This is a genomic window from Thalassospira sp. TSL5-1, from assembly GCF_001907695.1.
GTDB lineage: Bacteria > Pseudomonadota > Alphaproteobacteria > Rhodospirillales > Thalassospiraceae > Thalassospira.
In genome coordinates this window covers 714,371-733,543 of sequence record NZ_KV880638.1, presented here as the reverse complement: position 1 = coordinate 733,543, position 19,173 = coordinate 714,371, and the positions used below count along the sequence as shown (strand labels likewise).

General features: G+C 55.1%; 18 protein-coding genes and 1 tRNA gene. 9 read left to right on the top strand and 10 right to left on the bottom strand.

The features are described from left to right. Positions 1–35 precede the first annotated feature (35 nt). Positions 36–269 (top strand): hypothetical protein, encoded by a 234-nt coding sequence (locus LF95_RS12890; RefSeq protein WP_073955475.1) that lies wholly within the window; start codon positions 36–38, stop codon positions 267–269. 149 nt (positions 270–418) lie between these two features. On the opposite strand, the gene gltB is transcribed toward LF95_RS12890, so the two are convergent. Together gltB and LF95_RS12880 are read right to left on the bottom strand one after the other, a co-directional pair. After that, a complete protein-coding gene (gltB, locus tag LF95_RS12885) occupies positions 419–4,969 on the bottom strand; it encodes a glutamate synthase large subunit (protein WP_073955474.1) in 4,551 nt (1,516 codons plus the stop codon). 31 nt (positions 4,970–5,000) lie between these two features. Further along, positions 5,001–6,434, bottom strand: a complete 1,434-nt coding sequence (locus LF95_RS12880) for an NAD(P)-dependent oxidoreductase (RefSeq protein WP_073955473.1) — start codon at positions 6,432–6,434, stop codon at positions 5,001–5,003. 266 nt (positions 6,435–6,700) lie between these two features. Here LF95_RS12880 and LF95_RS12875 point away from each other — a divergent pair, with 266 nt between their 5' ends. The 4 genes from LF95_RS12875 (at position 6,701) to LF95_RS12860 (ending at position 9,047) form a co-directional block, all read left to right on the top strand. After that, on the top strand, positions 6,701–7,531 hold the full coding sequence (locus LF95_RS12875; protein WP_073955472.1) for an undecaprenyl-diphosphate phosphatase: 831 nt from the start codon (positions 6,701–6,703) through the stop codon (positions 7,529–7,531). Positions 7,532–7,691: 160 nt separating this feature from the next. Beyond that, positions 7,692–8,009, top strand: a complete 318-nt coding sequence (locus tag LF95_RS12870; protein WP_073955471.1) for an ArsR/SmtB family transcription factor — start codon at positions 7,692–7,694, stop codon at positions 8,007–8,009. Next, the gene (locus LF95_RS12865; RefSeq protein ID WP_215905681.1) at positions 8,006–8,392 is read left to right on the top strand and encodes an SRPBCC family protein; all 387 of its coding nucleotides are present in this window, start codon (positions 8,006–8,008) and stop codon (positions 8,390–8,392) included. The genes LF95_RS12870 and LF95_RS12865 overlap by 4 nt, the downstream gene beginning before the upstream one ends. Before the next feature lie 40 nt (positions 8,393–8,432). After that, the gene (locus LF95_RS12860) at positions 8,433–9,047 is read left to right on the top strand and encodes an ATP-dependent Clp protease proteolytic subunit (protein ID WP_073955470.1); all 615 of its coding nucleotides are present in this window, start codon (positions 8,433–8,435) and stop codon (positions 9,045–9,047) included. 79 nt (positions 9,048–9,126) lie between these two features. Here LF95_RS12860 and LF95_RS12855 read toward each other — a convergent pair whose 3' ends face one another. The 4 genes from LF95_RS12855 to LF95_RS12840 all read right to left on the bottom strand — a co-directional run bounded on the left by LF95_RS12855 (position 9,127) and on the right by LF95_RS12840 (position 10,832). After that, positions 9,127–9,480, bottom strand: a complete 354-nt coding sequence (locus LF95_RS12855) for a VOC family protein (RefSeq protein WP_073956254.1) — start codon at positions 9,478–9,480, stop codon at positions 9,127–9,129. Between the two features lie 50 nt (positions 9,481–9,530). After that, the gene (locus LF95_RS12850; RefSeq protein ID WP_073955469.1) at positions 9,531–9,806 is read right to left on the bottom strand and encodes a DUF3572 domain-containing protein; all 276 of its coding nucleotides are present in this window, start codon (positions 9,804–9,806) and stop codon (positions 9,531–9,533) included. Between the two features lie 9 nt (positions 9,807–9,815). Continuing rightward, the gene (locus tag LF95_RS12845; protein ID WP_252509750.1) at positions 9,816–10,307 is read right to left on the bottom strand and encodes a phosphatidylethanolamine N-methyltransferase family domain-containing protein; all 492 of its coding nucleotides are present in this window, start codon (positions 10,305–10,307) and stop codon (positions 9,816–9,818) included. Between the two features lie 436 nt (positions 10,308–10,743). Further along, a tRNA-Leu gene (locus LF95_RS12840) sits at positions 10,744–10,832 on the bottom strand. Between the two features lie 259 nt (positions 10,833–11,091). Between LF95_RS12840 and LF95_RS12835 the strand changes: the two genes are divergently transcribed. The 3 genes from LF95_RS12835 to LF95_RS12825 all read left to right on the top strand — a co-directional run bounded on the left by LF95_RS12835 (position 11,092) and on the right by LF95_RS12825 (position 13,651). Continuing rightward, entirely contained in the window at positions 11,092–12,483 is a 1,392-nt protein-coding gene (locus LF95_RS12835; protein WP_143182034.1) for an autotransporter domain-containing protein, read from the top strand. Positions 12,484–12,636: 153 nt separating this feature from the next. Next, positions 12,637–13,353, top strand: coding sequence for a 5,6-dimethylbenzimidazole synthase (gene bluB, locus LF95_RS12830; RefSeq protein ID WP_073955466.1), 717 nt, complete (start codon positions 12,637–12,639; stop codon positions 13,351–13,353). Positions 13,354–13,405: 52 nt separating this feature from the next. Beyond that, entirely contained in the window at positions 13,406–13,651 is a 246-nt protein-coding gene (locus LF95_RS12825; protein WP_073955465.1) for a hypothetical protein, read from the top strand. 26 nt (positions 13,652–13,677) lie between these two features. Here LF95_RS12825 and LF95_RS12820 read toward each other — a convergent pair whose 3' ends face one another. The 3 genes from LF95_RS12820 to mutT all read right to left on the bottom strand — a co-directional run bounded on the left by LF95_RS12820 (position 13,678) and on the right by mutT (position 15,319). Further along, on the bottom strand, positions 13,678–14,013 hold the full coding sequence (locus LF95_RS12820) for a hypothetical protein (protein ID WP_073956253.1): 336 nt from the start codon (positions 14,011–14,013) through the stop codon (positions 13,678–13,680). 48 nt (positions 14,014–14,061) lie between these two features. Beyond that, positions 14,062–14,823, bottom strand: coding sequence for a competence/damage-inducible protein A (locus LF95_RS12815; RefSeq protein ID WP_073955464.1), 762 nt, complete (start codon positions 14,821–14,823; stop codon positions 14,062–14,064). Positions 14,824–14,887: 64 nt separating this feature from the next. Continuing rightward, complete coding sequence (gene mutT / locus LF95_RS12810; RefSeq protein ID WP_073955463.1) at positions 14,888–15,319, bottom strand: 8-oxo-dGTP diphosphatase MutT; 432 nt, start codon at positions 15,317–15,319, stop codon at positions 14,888–14,890. A 132-nt stretch (positions 15,320–15,451) separates the two neighbouring features. Here mutT and LF95_RS12805 point away from each other — a divergent pair, with 132 nt between their 5' ends. Continuing rightward, a complete protein-coding gene (locus LF95_RS12805; protein WP_073955462.1) occupies positions 15,452–16,324 on the top strand; it encodes an alpha/beta hydrolase in 873 nt (290 codons plus the stop codon). Positions 16,325–16,406: 82 nt separating this feature from the next. Here LF95_RS12805 and secA read toward each other — a convergent pair whose 3' ends face one another. Next, the gene (gene secA / locus LF95_RS12800; RefSeq protein WP_073955461.1) at positions 16,407–19,127 is read right to left on the bottom strand and encodes a preprotein translocase subunit SecA; all 2,721 of its coding nucleotides are present in this window, start codon (positions 19,125–19,127) and stop codon (positions 16,407–16,409) included. Between the last annotated feature and the right edge of the window lie 46 nt (positions 19,128–19,173).

Sequence of the window (19,173 nt, the reverse complement as noted above, 5' to 3'; positions counted from 1 at the left end):
CCCTAGAATGAACCAAAGACAACAAGGGAATGAGAATGGCGTTACCCCCACTTGGCAGTTCACGCACCAGTACTGGCGACATTGCCGAAGCCCCGAACCGGTCCGGTCCGGGACGCACGGTCACGCCCGGCGCAAGACGTGCCAGTGTTGACCGCCCGTCAAGCGAGCTTGATATTCTCAGCCAGCTTGCCCGGTTACGCAATCTGATCGCCGCCGACCAGATCGACCATTCCGCCCGCCGTGGCACCTATCTGGATTTGCTGCTGTAAAGGCTGGCTGCAGAGCGCACTCAATCCTCGCCCTGTACACAATTCCCAGAAACAAAGCCCCAAAAAAGAAACCCCGCACCAAGATGCGGGGTAAGTTGGTTTGTCCGGGTGTTTGGACAAGGGAGCTTACGCAAGCTGCGTGATCGAAATCACGCAGTTGCCTGGTCTTCGCTCTCGGAGCGAATGGGGTGTTCCAGCTTGTCGACGATTTCTTTTGGCACAACCTGCCAGAAATGCCCGCGCTCGCGATCCCAGTTATCAAGGATGTTACGGGCGAAACCACTGTCGGTTTCAGCAACATGTTCCTCGATCAGGCTGCGGCACACATCGTCCCAATGCTGGGTTTCAATACGTTGATACAGAACCGACCCGTCATTGACGACGTCACCAAAGCTGTTTTCACGGTCATAAATAAAGGCCATGCCACCGGTCATACCGGCACCAAAGTTTTCGCCAACAGCGCCCAGGATAACAGCGGTACCGCCGGTCATATATTCACAACCGTTGGAACCACACCCTTCGACCACCACCGTCGCACCGGAGTTACGCACACAGAAGCGTTCCCCCGCCTGACCGGCGGCAAACAGCTTGCCCGCCGTTGCCCCGTAAAGAACGGTGTTACCAATGATGGTGTTTTCGTTGGTCTTGAGCGAGCTTGACGGACGCGGACGCAGAACAATGGTCCCGCCCGAAAGACCCTTGGCGACATAGTCGTTGGCATCGCCATGCACTTCGATTTTAAGGCCCTGAACCGAAAACGCACCAAGGGACTGACCGGCCGAGCCGCGCAGACGCACATGCAGATGCCCGGGTTTCAGGCCAAACATGCCGTATTTCTGCGTGATCAGGCTGGAAATGCGGGTGCCAATGGCACGCTGCGTATTCTGAATATTATACTGCAGCTGCATTTTTTCGCCGTCATCCAGCAACGGACGGGCATCCTTGATCATTTGCGCATCAAGGGTATCCGGCACTTCATTGCGGCCTTCGGTGGTGCAGTAACGCGGGTGCCCTGCGGCATCGGCCTGTGCCAGAAGCGGGTTCAGGTCAAGGTCAACAAGGTCCTTGGCCCCACGGTGAACCTGCTGAAGCAGGTCTGAACGGCCAATCACATCCTGCAGGTTGTCATAACCCAGTTCCGCCAGCACATCCTTGACCTCTTCGGCCATGAAGGTGAACAGGTTGACCAGCTTGTCTGCCGTACCGTTGAATTTGGCACGCAATGCCGGGTCCTGGGTACAAACGCCCACCGGGCAGGTATTGGAATGGCACTGACGCACCATGATACAGCCCAGCGCGATCAGGGAAGCCGTACCGATACCGAATTCTTCGGCACCCAGCATGGCGCCAATCACAACGTCACGGCCGGTTTTGAAACCACCATCGACACGCAGCTTCACGCGGTGACGCAGGTTGTTAAGCGTCAGAACCTGGTTGACTTCGGACAGGCCCATTTCCCAAGGAATACCGGCATATTTGATCGAGGTTTGCGGGCTGGCCCCCGTACCCCCGTCATAACCGGAAATCAGGATCACGTCGGCCTTTGCCTTGGCAACACCCGCGGCAATCGTGCCCACACCCGAACGCGACACCAGCTTCACGCACACGCGGCAACGCGGGTTGATCTGCTTAAGGTCGTAAATAAGCTGGGCCAGATCTTCGATGGAATAAATATCGTGATGCGGCGGCGGCGAAATCAGGGTCACACCCGGCGTTGCATGACGCAGCTGTGCAATTTCAACCGTGACCTTAAAGCCCGGCAACTGCCCGCCTTCACCCGGTTTTGCACCCTGGGCGACCTTGATCTGAATTTCTTCGCAGTTATTCAGATATTCGGCCGTCACACCAAAGCGACCCGATGCCACCTGCTTGATCGAGGAACGGGCATTATCACCGTTGGAGCGCGGACGGAAACGTTCACGCGATTCCCCGCCTTCACCGGAATTCGATTTCGCACCGATCCGGTTCATGGCAATAGCAAGGGCCTCGTGGGCTTCGGTCGAAAGGGCACCATGCGACATGCCGGGCGTAACAAAACGCTTGCGGATTTCGGTGATGCTTTCGACTTCTTCCTGGCGGACCGGTTTACGATCAGAACGGAAATCCAGCAAGTCACGCAGATGCAGCGGTTCGCGCTGGCGCAGACCTTCGCTGAATTTGCGGAACGTATTATAGCTGCCGGTGGTGACAGACGACTGCAGCGTATGGATCAGCGGACCGGTCCAGACATGGCGTTCACCACTGCGGCGATATTTATACAGACCACCAACCGGCAGGCTGACAACATTACCGGCAAAGGCATCCTTGTGCTGGGCAATGGTGCGGCGCTGAATACCCTGAAGGCCGATCCCCGAAATACGCGAGGGCATACCCGGGAAAAACTCTGCCACCAGCGAACGCGACAGCCCAATGCTTTCAAAGTTATAGCCGCCCCGATAGGAGCTGATGATCGAAATGCCCATTTTGGACATGATCTTGAGCAGGCCCTGGTCAATCGCGGTTTTAAACCGTTGCATGACTTCGGCAGTGCTGTGGATGTTGGGGAACAGGCCACGGGCATAACGATCCAACAGGCCTTCCTGTGCCAGATAGGCGTTTACCGTGGTCGCCCCCACACCGATCAGAACGGCAAAATAATGCACATCCATACATTCAGCCGAACGCACGTTGAGCGAAATATAAGTACGCAGCGAGTTTTTAACCAGGAAGCTGTGAACGCCGCCAACTGCCAGCACCATCGGAATGGCAGCATGGTTTTCGTCAATGCGCTCGTCGGTCAGAATAACGTGCAGGGCACCGCCACGCACGGCGTCTTCGGCTTCTTTCTGAATGCGGGTAATCGCATCGCGCAGGGCCGACGGACCGGCATTGATGTCAAAGGTAGTGTCGATTTCAACCGCACTATCGCCCATATAACCGCGCATGGCTTCATATTCGCCGGTGGTCAGAACCGGGCTGTCAAGCTGCAACAGGTCACACTGGTTTTCGTCTTCTTCCAGAATGTTACCCAGGTTGCCCAGGCGCGTTTTCAGGCTCATAACGCGGGCTTCGCGCAAGCTGTCAATCGGCGGGTTTGTCACCTGCGAGAAGTTCTGGCGGAAGAAATGGTGCAAACCGCGATAACGGTCCGACAGGATCGCAAGCGGGGTATCATCGCCCATTGACCCAATGGCTTCCTTGGCGTCCTCGGCCATCGGATGCAGGATGAGTTCCAGGTCTTCATGCGAAAGACCCATTGCCTTTTGCATCCGCAAAAGCTGTTCTTTGCTGAAATTGGCCGGTTCGGATTTTTCCGGTGATACCAGATCATCCAGAACCTTGGTCCGGCCCACCCATTTCGACCAGTCGCGACGATGTGCGAGCTTATCCTTGAGCTCGGTATCGTGGTACAACTTGCCTTCTTCCAGGTTGACCGCAATCATCTGGCCCGGCCCAAGGCGGCCTTTTTCAATGCAGCTTTCCTCGTCGATATGCACCATGCCGGTTTCCGACCCTGCAATCAGCAGACCATTGCCGGTAACGGCATAACGCAGCGGACGCAAACCATTACGGTCCGTCCCACCCAAAAGCCATTTGCCACCATAAGCCGCCAGTGCCGCCGGGCCGTCCCACGGTTCCATCACCGCGTTGCAATAGGCATAAAGGTTTTTATAGCTGTCGGGCGTGCTGGCCTTTTTCGACCAGGCTTCGGGCACCATCATGGTTTTCACCATCGGCAGGTCACGACCGGCCCGCACCATCAGTTCAAACACGGCATCAAGAGCGGCCGAGTCCGATGAACCAGGCTGAATAACCGGTTTGACATCCTCGATGGTGCTGGAGAATGCCTCGTGCCCCATGCGGGCCTCGTGGCTTTTCATCCAGTTGACGTTCCCGCGCAGCGTGTTGATTTCGCCGTTATGGGCCAGCACACGGAACGGCTGTGCCAGCGGCCAGCTGGGGAAGGTGTTGGTCGAATAACGCTGGTGATACACGCAGAAATTGGAAACAAAGCGTTCGTCGCGCAGGTCTGGATAGAAAATATCAACCTGTTCGGCAAGGAACATGCCCTTGTAAATGATCGACCGGCAGGACAGCGAACAGATATAGAAGTCCTTGATCGATTCCGACATCACCGCCTTTTCGATGCGGCGACGAATGACATACAAATCGACTTCAAACTGTTCTTCATCGATGGTGGCAAGACCACCGACCAGTACCTGTTCGATTTCAGGGCGGGTGGCATTGGCCTTTTCACCAATCACCGACACATTGACCGGCACCTGGCGCCAACCCAAAATCGAATAACCCATTTTCAGGATTTCGGTTTCCACAATCGCGCGGCAGCGCTCCTGGGCGGCCATGTCGATACGCGGCAGGAAAACCTGGCCCACGGCAATCATGGAATCCGGGGCTTCCTGATTGATCAGTTTCAGGTGCGCCTTGAAAAAGTCCTGCGGGACCTGCAGGTGGATCCCGGCACCGTCGCCGGTTTTGCCATCGGCATCAACAGCCCCGCGATGCCAGATCGATTTAAGCGCCTCGATACCGGCCTCGACAACTTCGCGGCGCGGCTTGCCATCGATGGCACCAATCAGGCCAACGCCACAGCTGCTGTGTTCGTCTTCCACATCATACAGGCCGGTTGCCGAAAGGTGTTCGGCGTTCCGCTCGAACCGGGCGATTTCCTCGGCACCGTGATCCTTGATCATTTCGTTCATGGCTTTGTCTCTCCAAAATGCGGCAGCGGGCTTAGGCGGCAGCTTCTTTCCGCGCCAGCAAATATTCGTCAATGCGATCGGCAGCATCGCGACCATCACGGATCGCCCAAACCACCAGCGACGCACCCCGTGCAATGTCCCCAGCGGCAAAAACGCCATCCAGGTTGGTCATCATCGAACGGAAATCGATCTTCACGGTACCCCAGCGTGAAACACCCAGTTCCGGGGCTTCAAACAGGGTCGGCAGGTCTTCGGGTTCAAAGCCAAGGGCGAGGATCGCCATGTCGGCTTCCATCGTATAGCTCGACCCTTCAATAATTTCCGGGCTTTGGCGACCACCGGCATCGGGTGCCCCCAGGCGCATTTTCACGGCGCGCACACCGGTAATTTTGGTGTCATCACCGACAAAGGCTTCCGGGTTGGTCAGCCAGACAAATTCAACACCTTCTTCCTCGGCATTGGCTACTTCGCGCTGCGAACCGGGCATATTGGCGCGGTCACGGCGATACAAGCACTTCACCGACTTCGCCCCCTGGCGGATCGCAGTACGCACGCAATCCATTGCGGTATCGCCACCGCCAATGACAACAACATGCTTGTCCTTGGCATTCAGCGTGCCGTCTTCATAAGCCGGCACACTATCGCCCAGGCCATGACGGTTCGACGTGGTCAGATATTCCAGCGCCGGATAAATGTTTTTAAGGCCAATACCCGGCACCTTAAGGTCACGCGCCTTGTAAACGCCCGTTGCGATCAAAACACTGTCATGTTTACGGCGCAGTTCCTCTAACGAGGCATCCCGGCCCACCTCAAAATTGGTGTGCATGACAATGCCAGCTTCCTCAAGAAGCTTGATGCGGCGTTCAACGATATGTTTTTCCAGCTTGAAGCCCGGAATACCATAAACCAAAAGCCCGCCCATACGGTCATAACGGTCATAGATATGGACTTCATATCCTTTAATGCGCAGCTGTTCGGCTGCCGCCATCCCGGCAGGGCCACCACCGATGATGCCCACCGACATGCCGTTTTCCTTGCCCGGCACCGGGGCCTTGACCCAGCCCTTTTCAAAGGCGGTATCGGTAATGTATTTTTCAACCGAGCCGATGGTCACGGCCCCGTGCGTGGATTGTTCGATCACGCAATTGCCTTCACACAGGCGGTCCTGCGGGCAAATTCGGCCGGTAATTTCCGGCAGGTTGTTGGTTGCCGATGAAATGGCATAGGCCTCTTCCATCCGGCCTTCGGTGGTCAGGCGCAACCAATCGGGAATATTATTATAAAGCGGGCAATGCGCCTGGCAGAACGGAACGCCACACTGCGAGCAGCGCGCGGCCTGATCGGCTGCAGCCTCGGGCTCGAAACCGGAATAAATTTCGTCAAAATCCGTCCGGCGTTCAGCAGCTTCACGCTTCTGAGGATATTTTTGTTCAAGATGGACAAATTTGAGCATCTTTTCTGTCATTGAGGTCCCCAAAAAAGCTGTTTTGTTGCGGGAGTGGGCTTTTATATACCTGCCGACGGAAAGAGAATCCAGCACAAAATTCACGATAGGTCAATATTATTGACCAATTTAACAAAAAAGCCTGACAAATGCTAGGGTTTTACGGTCCCTTCCGGCTGTCTCAAAAGTTTAATTAGTACCAAAATGGTACTAATTCAGTTATTCGCCTAGAGAAAACAAGCTGCTATAAGCACAATCTCCTTTCAAAAATCAGCACCGAGGCAGGTGTGACTCTTCAGCACATAATCCTTCTTGCAGTCGTTCAGGGTATCACTGAATTCCTGCCCATCAGCTCATCTGGCCATCTTGTTCTGACCCCCGCCATTACCGGCGCCGCCGATCAGGGCCTTTTGCTGGATGTTTCTGTTCATGTCGGAACGCTGCTTGCGGTTCTGATCTATTTCTGGCGCGATGTTCTGGCCATGATCATTGGCTTTTTCCGCCTGTTTACCGGCCGCATGACGCCGGGCGCCCGCATGGCATTACATATTATTGTCGCGACCATTCCAGTGGTGGCGGTTGGCTTTTATCTCAAGGAATCCGGCATCGAAGAACAGATGCGCTCCGTCGAGATCATCGCCTGGACCACCCTTGTTTTTGGTATCATCCTGTGGGTGGCCGACAAGGTCGGCATGACGATCAACCGGATCGAGCATATGGGCTGGGCCAGTTCCATTGTTATTGGCTTGGCACAGGTTATTGCCCTGATCCCCGGTGTCAGCCGGTCGGGCATCACCATGACGGCAGCTCGCTTCATGAGCTATGAACGCTCCGACGCCGCGCAGTTTTCCATGCTGATGTCGATTCCCGTCATTCTCGGGGCCGGTCTTCTGGCCGGGCTGGACCTGCATAAGGCCGGCAATATGCAGCTGAACCGCGAAGTCATGATGGCGATCGGGTTTTCCTTCATTACCGCGCTAATCACGATTGCGGTGCTCATGTCCTGGCTTAAGCGCGCCAGCTTCACGCCCTTTGCCATTTACCGCATCATCCTGGGCGCGGCCCTGCTGGTGTGGGTTTATGGCTATGGCACAGCACCGCTTGATACCCTGTTTTAGGCAAAATCACCTGCCCGTTACCGGGTAAAAGATATCGCAGAAGCGATTTCGGGCGCGAATCCTTTGGGTTCGCGCCTTTTTCATGTCCTGCTGACGCGCCATGACACGGGTATCATAAATTGGCTTGGACAAACACATAAGTGTGTGCTTATGTGTTTGCATGATGGAAAATCACATATTCAAGGCCCTCGCCGATCCGACCCGGCGGATCATTTTTGAAAAACTCGCCAATGCCAATGGCATGAATGCCAGTGCGCTTCGCGAAGGCATCCCTATAAGCCAGCCTGCCATGTCACAACATCTGGCGGTATTGCGCGATGCCAGGCTTGTGCAGGAAGAACGCCGGGGACGGTTCGTAAACTACCGGATCACCCCCGAAGGACTGGACATGATTGTGCAATGGGTGGCCCGATACAGCACCTTCTGGCCGGACCGGGTGGACGCGCTGCGCAAAACCCTAAAGGAGATGGACCAGTGACTGACCACAAAAACAGCAAAAGCAACACATCCAAAACCGAAAAACACGCCTCGGCGCACCGTCTGGAGCTGGAATACAGCCTTGATGCACCAAGCGAAAAGGTCTGGCGGGCGATCAACATTGCCGAAATTCGCGAAAGCTGGCTACCGGGAGAAAATTTGCGCCATGCCAAACCGGTGCGAGCCATTCCCGGCAAGGAAGTCACCTATCAAATGCGCGACACCGCCCCACCCTACCTGAACAGCATTGTCACGTTCCGCCTGACACCAACAGGGGAAAACAGCACGCATCTTCGCATCATTCACGACCTGACGGATGCAAGATTCACCCCAATCCCCAAAGCCGCCAACAGCAATATGCCTGAAATGATGTGTGCCGCCTGATCCCACTTAGTCCACCCTGCCCTAAACCCGGAGCCCGGACATGTGTAACATGATGCAGTTAATCCCGATGGTGGTTGAACAAACCAGCGCGGGCGAACGATCCTTTGATATTTATTCCCGCCTGTTGCGCGAACGCATCATCTTTCTCAATGGCGAAGTGAATGACACGATCTCATCGCTGATCTGTGCACAGCTTTTGTTTTTGGAAGCGGAAAATTCCCAAAAACCAATCCACCTTTACATCAATTCTCCGGGCGGGGTCATCACAAGCGGCATGGCAATGTACGACACCATGCGCTACATCAAATCGCCGGTTCATACCCTGTGCATGGGCACCGCGCGGTCAATGGGATCGTTCCTGTTAATGGCGGGTGAACCGGGCCATCGGGCCGCCCTGCCCAATGCCAGCCTGCATGTCCATCAACCCCTGGGCGGCTTTCAGGGCCAGGCATCGGATGTGCTGATCCATGCTGAAGAAATGCGCCTGACCAAACAGCGCGTGATTGCCCTTTATGCCAAACATTGCGGCCGCAGCACTGGGGAAGTTGAACGCACGCTTGACCGCGACCGCTTTATGACCGCCGAACAGGCGCTGGAATGGGGCCTGATTGACCAAATCCTGGAGCATCGTGGCGCAAATGATGATGCGCAATAAAACAGGATAAAACAGGGCAGCCGGTGCCCGACTGGCTACCTTCTTACCCCGGCAGGCATCAAAAGCAAGAAGCGGCTGTCTAACCGGCGTGCGACAAAATATTGAGCAAACGACCAAACGGGTCGCGGACAAAGAACCGGCGCACGCCCCAGCTTTCAGTCACCGGCCCGTATTCCGGCACAATACCGGCAGCACGAACACGGCGCTCGGCTTCCGCAATATCGTCAACCTCAATGGACAGGTCGGGAACCGGGGTGCCAGCACCCCCTTCGCTTGCGATGCTAAGCTGCACCGTCATACGGGCCTGATTGCCAAATGTCACGATCCAGCCGTGATCCATCAAAATATCCAACCCCAGAATATCACGATAAAAGGCCGCAGCCTTTTCCAAATCCGGTGAGGCAATATTGGCAACGATGCGACGTACCTGCATGGCGGTCCCCATTCTGGCTCTTGGCGCGAAGGCCGCAAAACAAAGCAGGTTTAATCCTGCCAGATCGGCCCGCCGGACAAAACCATATGCGCCTGTGCCGGCATTTCCGGGCGGCAATCAATTGCCTCGACCAGGCGCATTAAAAACGGTTCGTGGGATAACAAAAATTCCAGCACGCCACGCTGCACATCGCGGTTGCCAATCCCGGCGCGCAAATCGTTCAAATCCATGCCGGTCTGCATCAACAGCCCCTGTAACAATTCTTCATCGCCCGCAACGAAGGCAATGGCCTGAATGGCAAGGGTTTCGGCTGCGTCACTATTCATTCTTCTCGCCTATTTCAACCAGTTGGCCTTTGCCAGCGCCCGCCAGATCACAAGCCCGGCCACCAGAATAACCCCGGCAGCCACAAACCCCAAACGGGTTCCCGCCAACAAGACCAGGCCCCAAAACCCGATGGTGCCAAACCCGATAGCAAGACTTAGGAAGGCGGCCTTGGCCAGGCTGTCCTGTCCTTTTTGGGCGGCCTCGGCCCGTTTGATCTCATCAACAACTTCATACCATGCCAATTGTTGCCAGCGGGTATATTTCAGCCCGCTTTTGGGGCCTTTGCGTAAAAAATCATCCAACTGGCGCACGACATTGGTCGCCCGTTCTTCGGGCGCAACATATTTGCCAAACCGTTCTTTTTTACGCAGCTGATCGTCGTCATTTTCCGCCATTGTCGTGTCGGCACCCCTGTTATCATCCCCTTTTCCCGGCACAGTGACGCGCAACGCCTTTACATCCGGTAAATCTGCCACACTTGCAAAGTGGGGCGATTGCAACTTTCCGCATCGCGACATATCTGTTAATTTGCAAATGAACCGAATAAACCCGGTTTGCAACCTGCAAGGTACCGCATCGGTCCTTGCATCATGTGGTGTGGAAAACAATGCGTTCCAGGGGGACCGTGCTCCGCCGCCACATTTGCCTGTCAATGGCGGGCGCAAATAATCCCGCCACGATAAAGCCGCCATTGCAGATGGCGCACAATAATATAGGCAGGCAATTTTTGGGAAGAAACCGTCGCGTTGGCGTTTCGATGAAACCGCCAAACGCGAAATTTGTGTGTCCTGTGCAGACCCGCAAACGATTTTGGGAATGCTCAGTCACATGCCCCCGGATCAGCCGGAGCACCACAAAAACCGCGAATCGGCCCAACAGCCAACAGGCGTTTTATCCAAAGGAGACGGTAAAACCAGCGACGGGAAGAAAAAAAGATGGTGCGGGCGGCCGGACTTGAACCGGCAAGGTCTGTTAGGACCGGCGGATTTTAAGTCCGCTGCGTATACCAATTTCGCCACGCCCGCAAGAACTTGGCAGAAAAGCCAGGGGACGAAACGCCCCAAAGACAGGACAGGTTTCTAGCGCGCCTTTGCGCAGGACGCAACATTCTATTGCAGGGATTTATCATTCGGTAACTCCCCTAAGCTATCACCAAAATGATAGCAGCTATCAAAATGGGGCAAAGACCCCAGACAATTTCAAGAATTTCGCTGCCAGAACCAACCGGCAGCACCAATGACGGGCGGCATTTTGCCGATAACCGCGAGCCGAGACACAAAAACAATGACACTGCGCTGGAGCATCATAGCCATCGGCACAGCCTGCTTTGCCGTTTCAACCCTGTCGCCCGACAGGGGTGTTCCGCCGTGGATCAATCGCGCCTTTGCCGCCCAGGACAAAAACCTGCGCACCATCGAATCCCCGATCCTGCGCACCGAAACCATGACACGCACGCAAAACCGGCTGGGGCATCTTGACCGCCTGTCCGACCGGCTGGACGGCACTCTGGTCAATAACACCCTGCAACCGCTGTTTCTTGATGACAGCAAACCCGCCAGCGAACAGCCGCCCGGCGCCCTGGCAATGGGCACCGAGGTCGCCTCTCAAATCGAAAGCTACAGCGGCCGTGATGCGCTGGGGTCCCTTGCCGAACGAATTGACTTTGACAGCGCCAATGGCTCTTTCCCCACGCAGGATCGGGCCACCGAACGGGCCATCAGCATCTGGGTGCATGGCACACGTCAAAACATTGATAACCGCGTTGCCGATGACGGCTTTAACCCCGGGCTGAATGGTGATGTGATTGCCGTTGATACCGGGGTGGATTACCGGGTTGATACATCGACCATCATCGGCCTTGCGCTGGGCTGGGGCAGCACCGCCAGCGACATTGCCGCCCGCCAGACGCTGTATCGGGAAAACAATGTCACCTTTTCCCCCTATTTTCTCACCCGCATGACGGACTGGCTGAAACTCAATGGCAGCCTGGGCATTGGCAGCAGCGACATCACCCGCACCGGCCTTGCCAGCAGTTACGAAAATACCAGCTCCAGCATGACCTATTCCGGCTCACTTGGGTTTGATGCCGAACAGAATTTGGGCCAAACACCCCTAAGCCTGCGCCTAAAGGGCAATTTGATCAGCGCACGCGAATCTTATGGCAAGCATTTCTCGCCAAATGGCGAAATTGTCTCGGGCCATGTTGCAACATCAACCCTGTTTGATTCCGAGGCCGAAGCCCGCTATCGCATCGAGATGGGTGAACATATCTTTACCCCCTTCTTTGGCGAAAACCAGACCATGTCGGTTCTGAATGAAGGCTTTGGCCGCGATCAGACCCGGCGCTATTATACTGGCACCGACTATGCCTTTAGCCCGTTTTCGTTAAATGCGTCCTTACAGGCATTTCGCGAATTCAACCCGGGAACAGACCCCTATGAAGGGGTTAAGGGAGAATTGAGATTTTCCACCACCCTGCCGCGAGACTACGGCACCATTCAGCCTTTCCTTAATACCGAACGCGATAATGATGCCGTCAAACTGGGGGGGGGATTTGATCATTACTGGACGGACTTTGCTGGTCATGTTGGCCTGGAAATCAATCAGACGCTGACCTTTGATCAAACCGACAAAGACCCGCTTTCTGGCCTTGTCACCATCAGTTTCAATATGTAAGTCACCAAAGCCCGCTCGTTATCCATGCCATTCTAACGACAAAGCTGTGAAATGGATGGCACGGCTGGCGATAAATCGAAACTCACGGCTTCTCATGACGGGCAAAAGCCCCTAGGGTGCGACAAGACATGATTTACCCTTTAGGTATCCTGCATGACCGAAACCGAAAGCACTAAAATCCCACACGATTCGGCCAGTAGAGCAGACGCCAACCCCACAGGCAGCAACCAGCTCACACCGCCGGTCTTTGACCAGTCCTTTCAGCAGCAATTTATTGATTTGCTGTTATGGCGGCGCGACGTGCGGCGCTTTCGCACCGATCCGATCCCCGAAGCCGATATTGACGGCCTGATTGCCGAAGCCTGCCTGGCCCCCTCGGTTGGCAATTGCCAGCCCTGGCGTTTTGTAAAGGTCAACACCCCCGAACGCCGCCGCGCCATTCGCGACAGTTTTGAACGCGCCAACCAGCAGGCGCTGAATGATTATGAAGGCGAGAGGGCAAAACTTTACGCCTCGCTGAAATTGCAGGGCATGGACCAGGCCCCGGTGCAGCTGGCCGTTTTTGCCGACGAAGAAACCGAAGCCGGCATGGGCCTTGGCCGCAAAACCATGCCGGAAATGCTGGATTATTCCGCCGTTGCCGCCGTGCAGCTTTTATGGCTGGCCGCAAGGGTCAAGGGCATTGGCATGGGCTGGGTCAGTATTCTGGAACCCAATGTGGTGCAACAGGTGCTTGATGTGCCAGAACACTGGCGGCTGATTGCCTATTTGTGCATCGGCTACCCGGAAGAGGATAATGTCGTACCCGAACTGGTGCGCCACGGCTGGCAGGACCGCATCAACCCGCGCGACGTCACGCTGGACAGATAACAGATAACCGCCAGCGCGACTTGGCGTCTTTAAAACATCAGGGAAAGACAAAATGACAGGCGAACCGGCCGGACAAAAACCCGACACCCAGGACAAGAAACTGCCAAACGGCCATTATTTCAAAATCATGGGCTATCTGCTAACCGCGTGCTGGGTGGGTTATATCGTCATGATCACCCAAGGCGACACCAGCGACCCGATGTTTGACTATATCTTTTCCGTACCGCTGGTCTGCTGGATTGTCGGCATGGTGATTGCCCATTTCGTCCGCAAAAAGGCCGGTGGCGACCGCCCGTAACAGGCACATAAAATGACGCAAACACATCAGTTTGCGTCGTCATCCTTGTGATTATAACGACGTTCATCGTCATAGTCGTCATTGTCGGAAAAACCACCCAGCATCATCACCCCGGCCCCCATGCTGATACCGCCAAAGGTGATGAACATGCCAAAAAACAGCAAAAAGATAAAAATCAGTGTATCGCGCGAGGCGGATGCGAGAGTCCAGATGCCGCCAATATCGAAATAAAGCACCAGCACCCCAAAAACGACCGATCCAACACCGCCATACATCATGTGGGTCAGCATGAATTTGACGATTTTCCATTCATCGCCTGGTTTTTTCGACCTCTGCCCGAAACCGGGCTTTTCCTGTATCATGCTGCAAACCTCGCTGATGCCGGACAGGCCAATCACGCCCCCGGGCGGTTATGAGGCATCGTCTTCGGCAATCACTTCACGACCAAAACCAATAATCGCATCGGTAATCCGCACAATGGCGGCATCGACATCCGCCTGTTCCTCGCCCCGTACCACCAATGTGGTCCCAAGCCGGCCCTCCCGCAAGAAGGGATAAGACCCTATATCAGTATTTTTGAATTCATCCTGAATTTTGCCCAAAGCCTCGGCAATGGTGCCTTCGGGAATATAACCGCCAACGGAGCGCGACATCATCGGGCGGCCGCCCACAAGCTGGTGTTTAATGCCCTGGAACATGGCCTGCATGATCATGGGCACACCAGCCATGACATAAACATTTTCCATGCGATAGCCCGGCGCCTTGCTGACCGGGTTATCAACCAGTTCTGCCCCGCGCGGGATGCGTGCCATGCGCAAACGGGCTTCATTCAGGTCCACATCCGGGTTGGCATAATTGCTGCGCAGCAATTTGACGGCTTCATCATTCAAATCCAGCGGCACGCCAAAGGCTTCGGCAATACAGTCGGATGTAATATCGTCATGGGTCGGGCCAATGCCGCCCGTGGTGAAAACGTAATCAAACTTTGCCCGGCATTCATTCACCGTATCGATTATGATTTGGGCAATATCGGGAATAACCCGTGCCTCGGCCAGGCGAATGCCCAGGTCGTTTAACTGTTCGGCCAGATAGGGCAGGTTTTTATCATGGGTGCGGCCCGACAGGATTTCATTGCCAATAATCAGCAAACAGGCACGAACGGTTTTGGACATAACACCCTCATTCTATGAAAATCACCATGCCGGGACCAGCGCAGCACAGCAGACAAGACAAACCTTACAAAAAGTCGCGCAGCATCGCCACCAGGGGCACATCGGCCGGTGGCATCGGATAATCGCCCAGGCGTACCGGACGCACCCATTTCACCTGCTGGCCTTCCATCGGGCGAATTTCGCCTTTCCAGACACGGCATAAATAAAGCGGCATCATCAGATGAAAATCGTCATAGGTGAAAGAGGCAAAGGTAAAAGGGGCCAGGCAGCTTTCGGTAATGTCAATATTAAGCTCTTCTTTCAGCTCGCGCACCAGGGCCATTTCCGGGGTTTCACCGGGTTCAACCTTACCCCCGGGAAACTCCCACAGCCCGGCCATGGATTTGCCTTCCGGACGCTGCGCAATCAGCACACGGTGATCAATATCAACCAGTGCCACGGCACTGACAAATACGGTACGTTCAGGAACGCGGCCCTGACGCAAATCGACTGACATGCAGCCGCTATCTGGTTTTTGAACTGTCATGACACGGTTTTATCGTGCCGACGATGCCGCGCCAAGAGGGGATGCAATCCTTTTAATGATTTTTCGCGTATATAAAACAAATCCATAACCATGAAGTCTGCCATGCCCCGTCCCCGTTTGCTTGTTCTTGCCTCCAACGCCCTGATGGCGACCCTGCTGCTTGCCGGATGTGACCGTCTTGGTGCCTTTAACAGCCTGCAGGCCGGTGACATCAAACCGGCCATAACCGACCTGCCCTATGGCCCCGATGCCCGGCAAAAAATGGATATTTACCTGCCAACCAGGGCACAGCGCCCGGCACCGTTAATGATCTGGTTTTATGGCGGCGCGTGGCGGTCGGGCGACAAGGCCAAATATGCCTTTGTTGCAAAACGATTTACCGACATGGGCTATGCCGTTGCCATCCCCGATTACCGGCTGGCCCCCAAGGTGACGTACCCGGCCTTCGTTCAGGACAGCGCACAGGCAGTCAAAACTGCAAAGGCCTTTGCCCAGGAACATCCTGCCGATATCAGTGGACAAAAACTGATACTGGCCGGGCATAGTGCCGGAGCCTATAACGCCATGCAGCTTGTCGCACGGCAAACCTTTCTGCAAAAGGTCGGCTTAACCCGCGATGATATCGCTGGCATCATCGGCCTGTCCGGGCCCTATGATTTTTATCCCTATGATGTAGAAAGCACCCGTTCCGCCTTTGACGACACGCCGGGAAGGGAAAGCCAGCCGGTCAATCAGGACCTCGCGACCATGCCGCCCCTATTGCTGATCACCGGAGAAGCTGACCACACGGTTTTGCCGCGCAATTCCATCCGCCTGGCCAAATTGGCCCCCAACGCTACACTGGTTAAAATCCCCGATATGAGCCATGTCGGCACGGTGGTGGCCCTGGGCACATTTTTAACCGGCGATGCGCGTGTGACAAAGCCGATTGACCAGTTTCTGGCAAAGGTCGCCCCCATCAAGGTAGCGAAATAATCCAGGCACCGTAAATCAAGACACAAAAAAACGCGCTCCCCACAAGGCAGCGCGTTTTTTCGTTCATTTCACAAGCCGGATCTTACGAAACCTGACCGTGGCAATGTTTATATTTTTTGCCCGACCCACACGGGCACGGTGCATTGCGCGAAACGCGGCCCCAGGTTGCAGGGTTGTTCGGGTCCACCGTGCCACCGGCCTGACGGGACTGCACGGTTTCCTGCACCCGTTCCTCGGCGGCGGTTGCGGCCGTCGGGTCGCTTTCAGGCGACGGATGGTTCTCGTGCATTTCCTGCGTTTGGCGCGGCTCGAGATCCTCGGGGCGCGGGGCGGACTGCAATTCAACATGCGAAAGCATTTGCGTCACACGTTCGCGCAGCATTCCCAGCATCTCTTCAAACAGGTTAAAGGCTTCGCGCTTGAATTCGTTCAGCGGGTCGCGCTGACCATAGGCCCGAAGACCAATGCCCTGACGCAAATGGTCCAACGCCAAAAGGTGCTCTTTCCAGGACTGGTCAAGCAATTGCAGCAGCAGGCTTTTTTCAACCTGTCGAATGATATCTGCCCCATAATTGGCAACCTTGGATGCCATTTTGGACTCGACAGCCTTGGCAATGCGCTCATGTACCATCGACGGATCAATGCCTTCTTCCTTGATCCAGTCTTCGACCGGCAGATCAAGGCCGAACAGGCGCAGGCATTCTTCATGCAGGGATTTGGCTTCCCACTGTTCCGGATAAACCTTTTCCGGGCAATGACGTTCCACCAAGCCCTCGATCACCTCGGAACGCATTTCGGCAACGTCTTCGGCCACATCCTTGGCCTGCATCAAATCGCGGCGCTGATCATAAATAACCTTACGCTGGTCATTCATGACATCGTCAAATTTCAACAGGTTCTTACGAATGTCGAAGTTGCGGCCCTCAACCTTTTGCTGGGCTTTTTCCAGCGCCCTGTTGATCCAGGGATGGTAAATGGCTTCGCCTTTTTCCAGACCCAGCTTTTGCAGCATGCTATCCATGCGCTCGGACCCAAAAATGCGCATCAGGTCATCTTCCAGCGACAGGAAGAATTTCGATGCCCCCGGGTCACCCTGACGACCGGAACGGCCGCGCAACTGGTTGTCGATACGACGCGATTCGTGGCGTTCGGTACCGATCACAAACAGGCCACCAGCTTCATGGACCTTTTGCTGGTCTGCCAGGACTTCTTCACGCAGGCGCGCAATACCGGCTTCGCGCTTGGAATCCTCGACATCGACCAATTCCAGTTCGGCCCGCATTTCAACGTTACCGCCCAGCTTGATGTCCGTCCCGCGACCGGCCATGTTAGTGGCAATCGTGATCGCGCCCGGCGCACCGGCCTGGGCCACGATATAGGCTTCACGTTCGTGCTGCTTGGCGTTCAGAATTTCATGTGGAATGTTACGCTTTTTCAACAGCGCACTCAGCATTTCCGATTTTTCAATCGACACCGTGCCCACCAGGGCCGGCTGACCACGACCGTGGCATTCCACCAGAAGATCGGCAATCGCTTCCCATTTTTCGGCGGCGGTCCGATAAATCTCGTCGTCATAATCCTTACGGGCAATCGGACGATGGGTCGGAATTTCAACAACCTTCAGGCCGTAAATTTCTTCAAATTCCTCGGCTTCGGTCATGGCCGTACCGGTCATGCCGGCCAGCTTCGGATACAGACGGAAATAGTTCTGGAAGGTGATCGAGGCCAGGGTCTGGTTTTCGTTCTGGACTTCAACCCGTTCCTTGGCTTCCAGCGCCTGGTGCAGGCCATCCGAATAACGACGGCCTTCCATCATGCGACCCGTAAATTCGTCAATGATGACAACCTTGTTGTCCTTGACGATATAGTCGGTATCGCGCTGGAACAGCTTGTGTGCCCGCAAGGCCTGGTTGGTGTGATGCACCAGATGAATGTTATTGATGTCATAAAGGGTTCCTTCGGTCAGGATTCCCATTTCTTTCAATAACTGTTCGGCATGCTCCGTCCCTTCTTCAGTCAGGGTAACGGCACGGGCTTTTTCATCTTTTTCGTAATCTTCGTCTTTCAGCTTGGGAATAAGCTGGTCCACCGCCTGATACATGGCGGAACTGTCTTCAGCGGGGCCGGAAATGATCAGCGGGGTCCGGGCTTCATCAACCAGGATCGAGTCAACTTCGTCAACGATGGCATAGTTGAATTCGCGCTGAACCATGTCTTCCAGACGGAATTTCATGTTATCGCGCAGATAGTCAAAGCCCAGTTCGTTATTGGTGGCATAGGTAATATCACACCGATAGGCCGCCCGGCGCTGGTCGTCGGTCATGCCGTGCATGATCACACCCACCGACATGCCAAGGAAACCGTAAACCTGCCCCATCCATTCGGCGTCGCGGCGTGCGAGATAATCGTTGACCGTCACCACATGAACACCCTTGCCTTCAAGCGCGTTCAGATAAACCGGCAGGGTGGAAACCAGCGTTTTACCTTCACCGGTTTTCATTTCGGCAATTTTGCCATCATTGAGAACGATACCGCCCGTCATCTGCACATCATAATGACGTTCGCCGCGCACGCGCTTTGCCGCTTCGCGGACGGTGGCATAGGCATCGGGCAGAACCTGGGCAAGAGTCTCGCCATTTTTGAGACGATCGCGCAGCCAATCGGTGCGGGCGCGCAGATCTTCGTCAGACAGTTTCTCGACCTCGGGTTCCAAGGCGTTGATTTGCTCGACCGTGGCCCGAAGGGCTTTGATTTCACGATCGTTAGCTGAACCGAAAATTTTCCGGGCAATGACGCCGAGCATTAAAACGTTCCTGGATAAAATGAAAATAACAAACAGACGGGTTCCG

Coding starts and splice junctions, on each gene's coding strand:
- LF95_RS12820 (WP_073956253.1), bottom strand. CDS start 14,013: ATGATACAGGAAAAGCCCGGTTTCGGGCAGAGGTCGAAAAAACCAGGC.
- bluB (WP_073955466.1), top strand. CDS start 12,637: ATGACCGAAACCGAAAGCACTAAAATCCCACACGATTCGGCCAGTAGA.
- LF95_RS12850 (WP_073955469.1), bottom strand. CDS start 9,806: ATGAATAGTGACGCAGCCGAAACCCTTGCCATTCAGGCCATTGCCTTC.
- LF95_RS12835 (WP_143182034.1), top strand. CDS start 11,092: ATGACACTGCGCTGGAGCATCATAGCCATCGGCACAGCCTGCTTTGCC.
- LF95_RS12815 (WP_073955464.1), bottom strand. CDS start 14,823: ATGTCCAAAACCGTTCGTGCCTGTTTGCTGATTATTGGCAATGAAATC.
- LF95_RS12860 (WP_073955470.1), top strand. CDS start 8,433: ATGTGTAACATGATGCAGTTAATCCCGATGGTGGTTGAACAAACCAGC.
- LF95_RS12890 (WP_073955475.1), top strand. CDS start 36: ATGGCGTTACCCCCACTTGGCAGTTCACGCACCAGTACTGGCGACATT.
- LF95_RS12870 (WP_073955471.1), top strand. CDS start 7,692: ATGATGGAAAATCACATATTCAAGGCCCTCGCCGATCCGACCCGGCGG.
- mutT (WP_073955463.1), bottom strand. CDS start 15,319: ATGTCAGTCGATTTGCGTCAGGGCCGCGTTCCTGAACGTACCGTATTT.
- LF95_RS12805 (WP_073955462.1), top strand. CDS start 15,452: ATGCCCCGTCCCCGTTTGCTTGTTCTTGCCTCCAACGCCCTGATGGCG.
- secA (WP_073955461.1), bottom strand. CDS start 19,127: ATGCTCGGCGTCATTGCCCGGAAAATTTTCGGTTCAGCTAACGATCGT.
- LF95_RS12825 (WP_073955465.1), top strand. CDS start 13,406: ATGACAGGCGAACCGGCCGGACAAAAACCCGACACCCAGGACAAGAAA.
- LF95_RS12855 (WP_073956254.1), bottom strand. CDS start 9,480: ATGCAGGTACGTCGCATCGTTGCCAATATTGCCTCACCGGATTTGGAA.
- LF95_RS12880 (WP_073955473.1), bottom strand. CDS start 6,434: ATGACAGAAAAGATGCTCAAATTTGTCCATCTTGAACAAAAATATCCT.
- gltB (WP_073955474.1), bottom strand. CDS start 4,969: ATGAACGAAATGATCAAGGATCACGGTGCCGAGGAAATCGCCCGGTTC.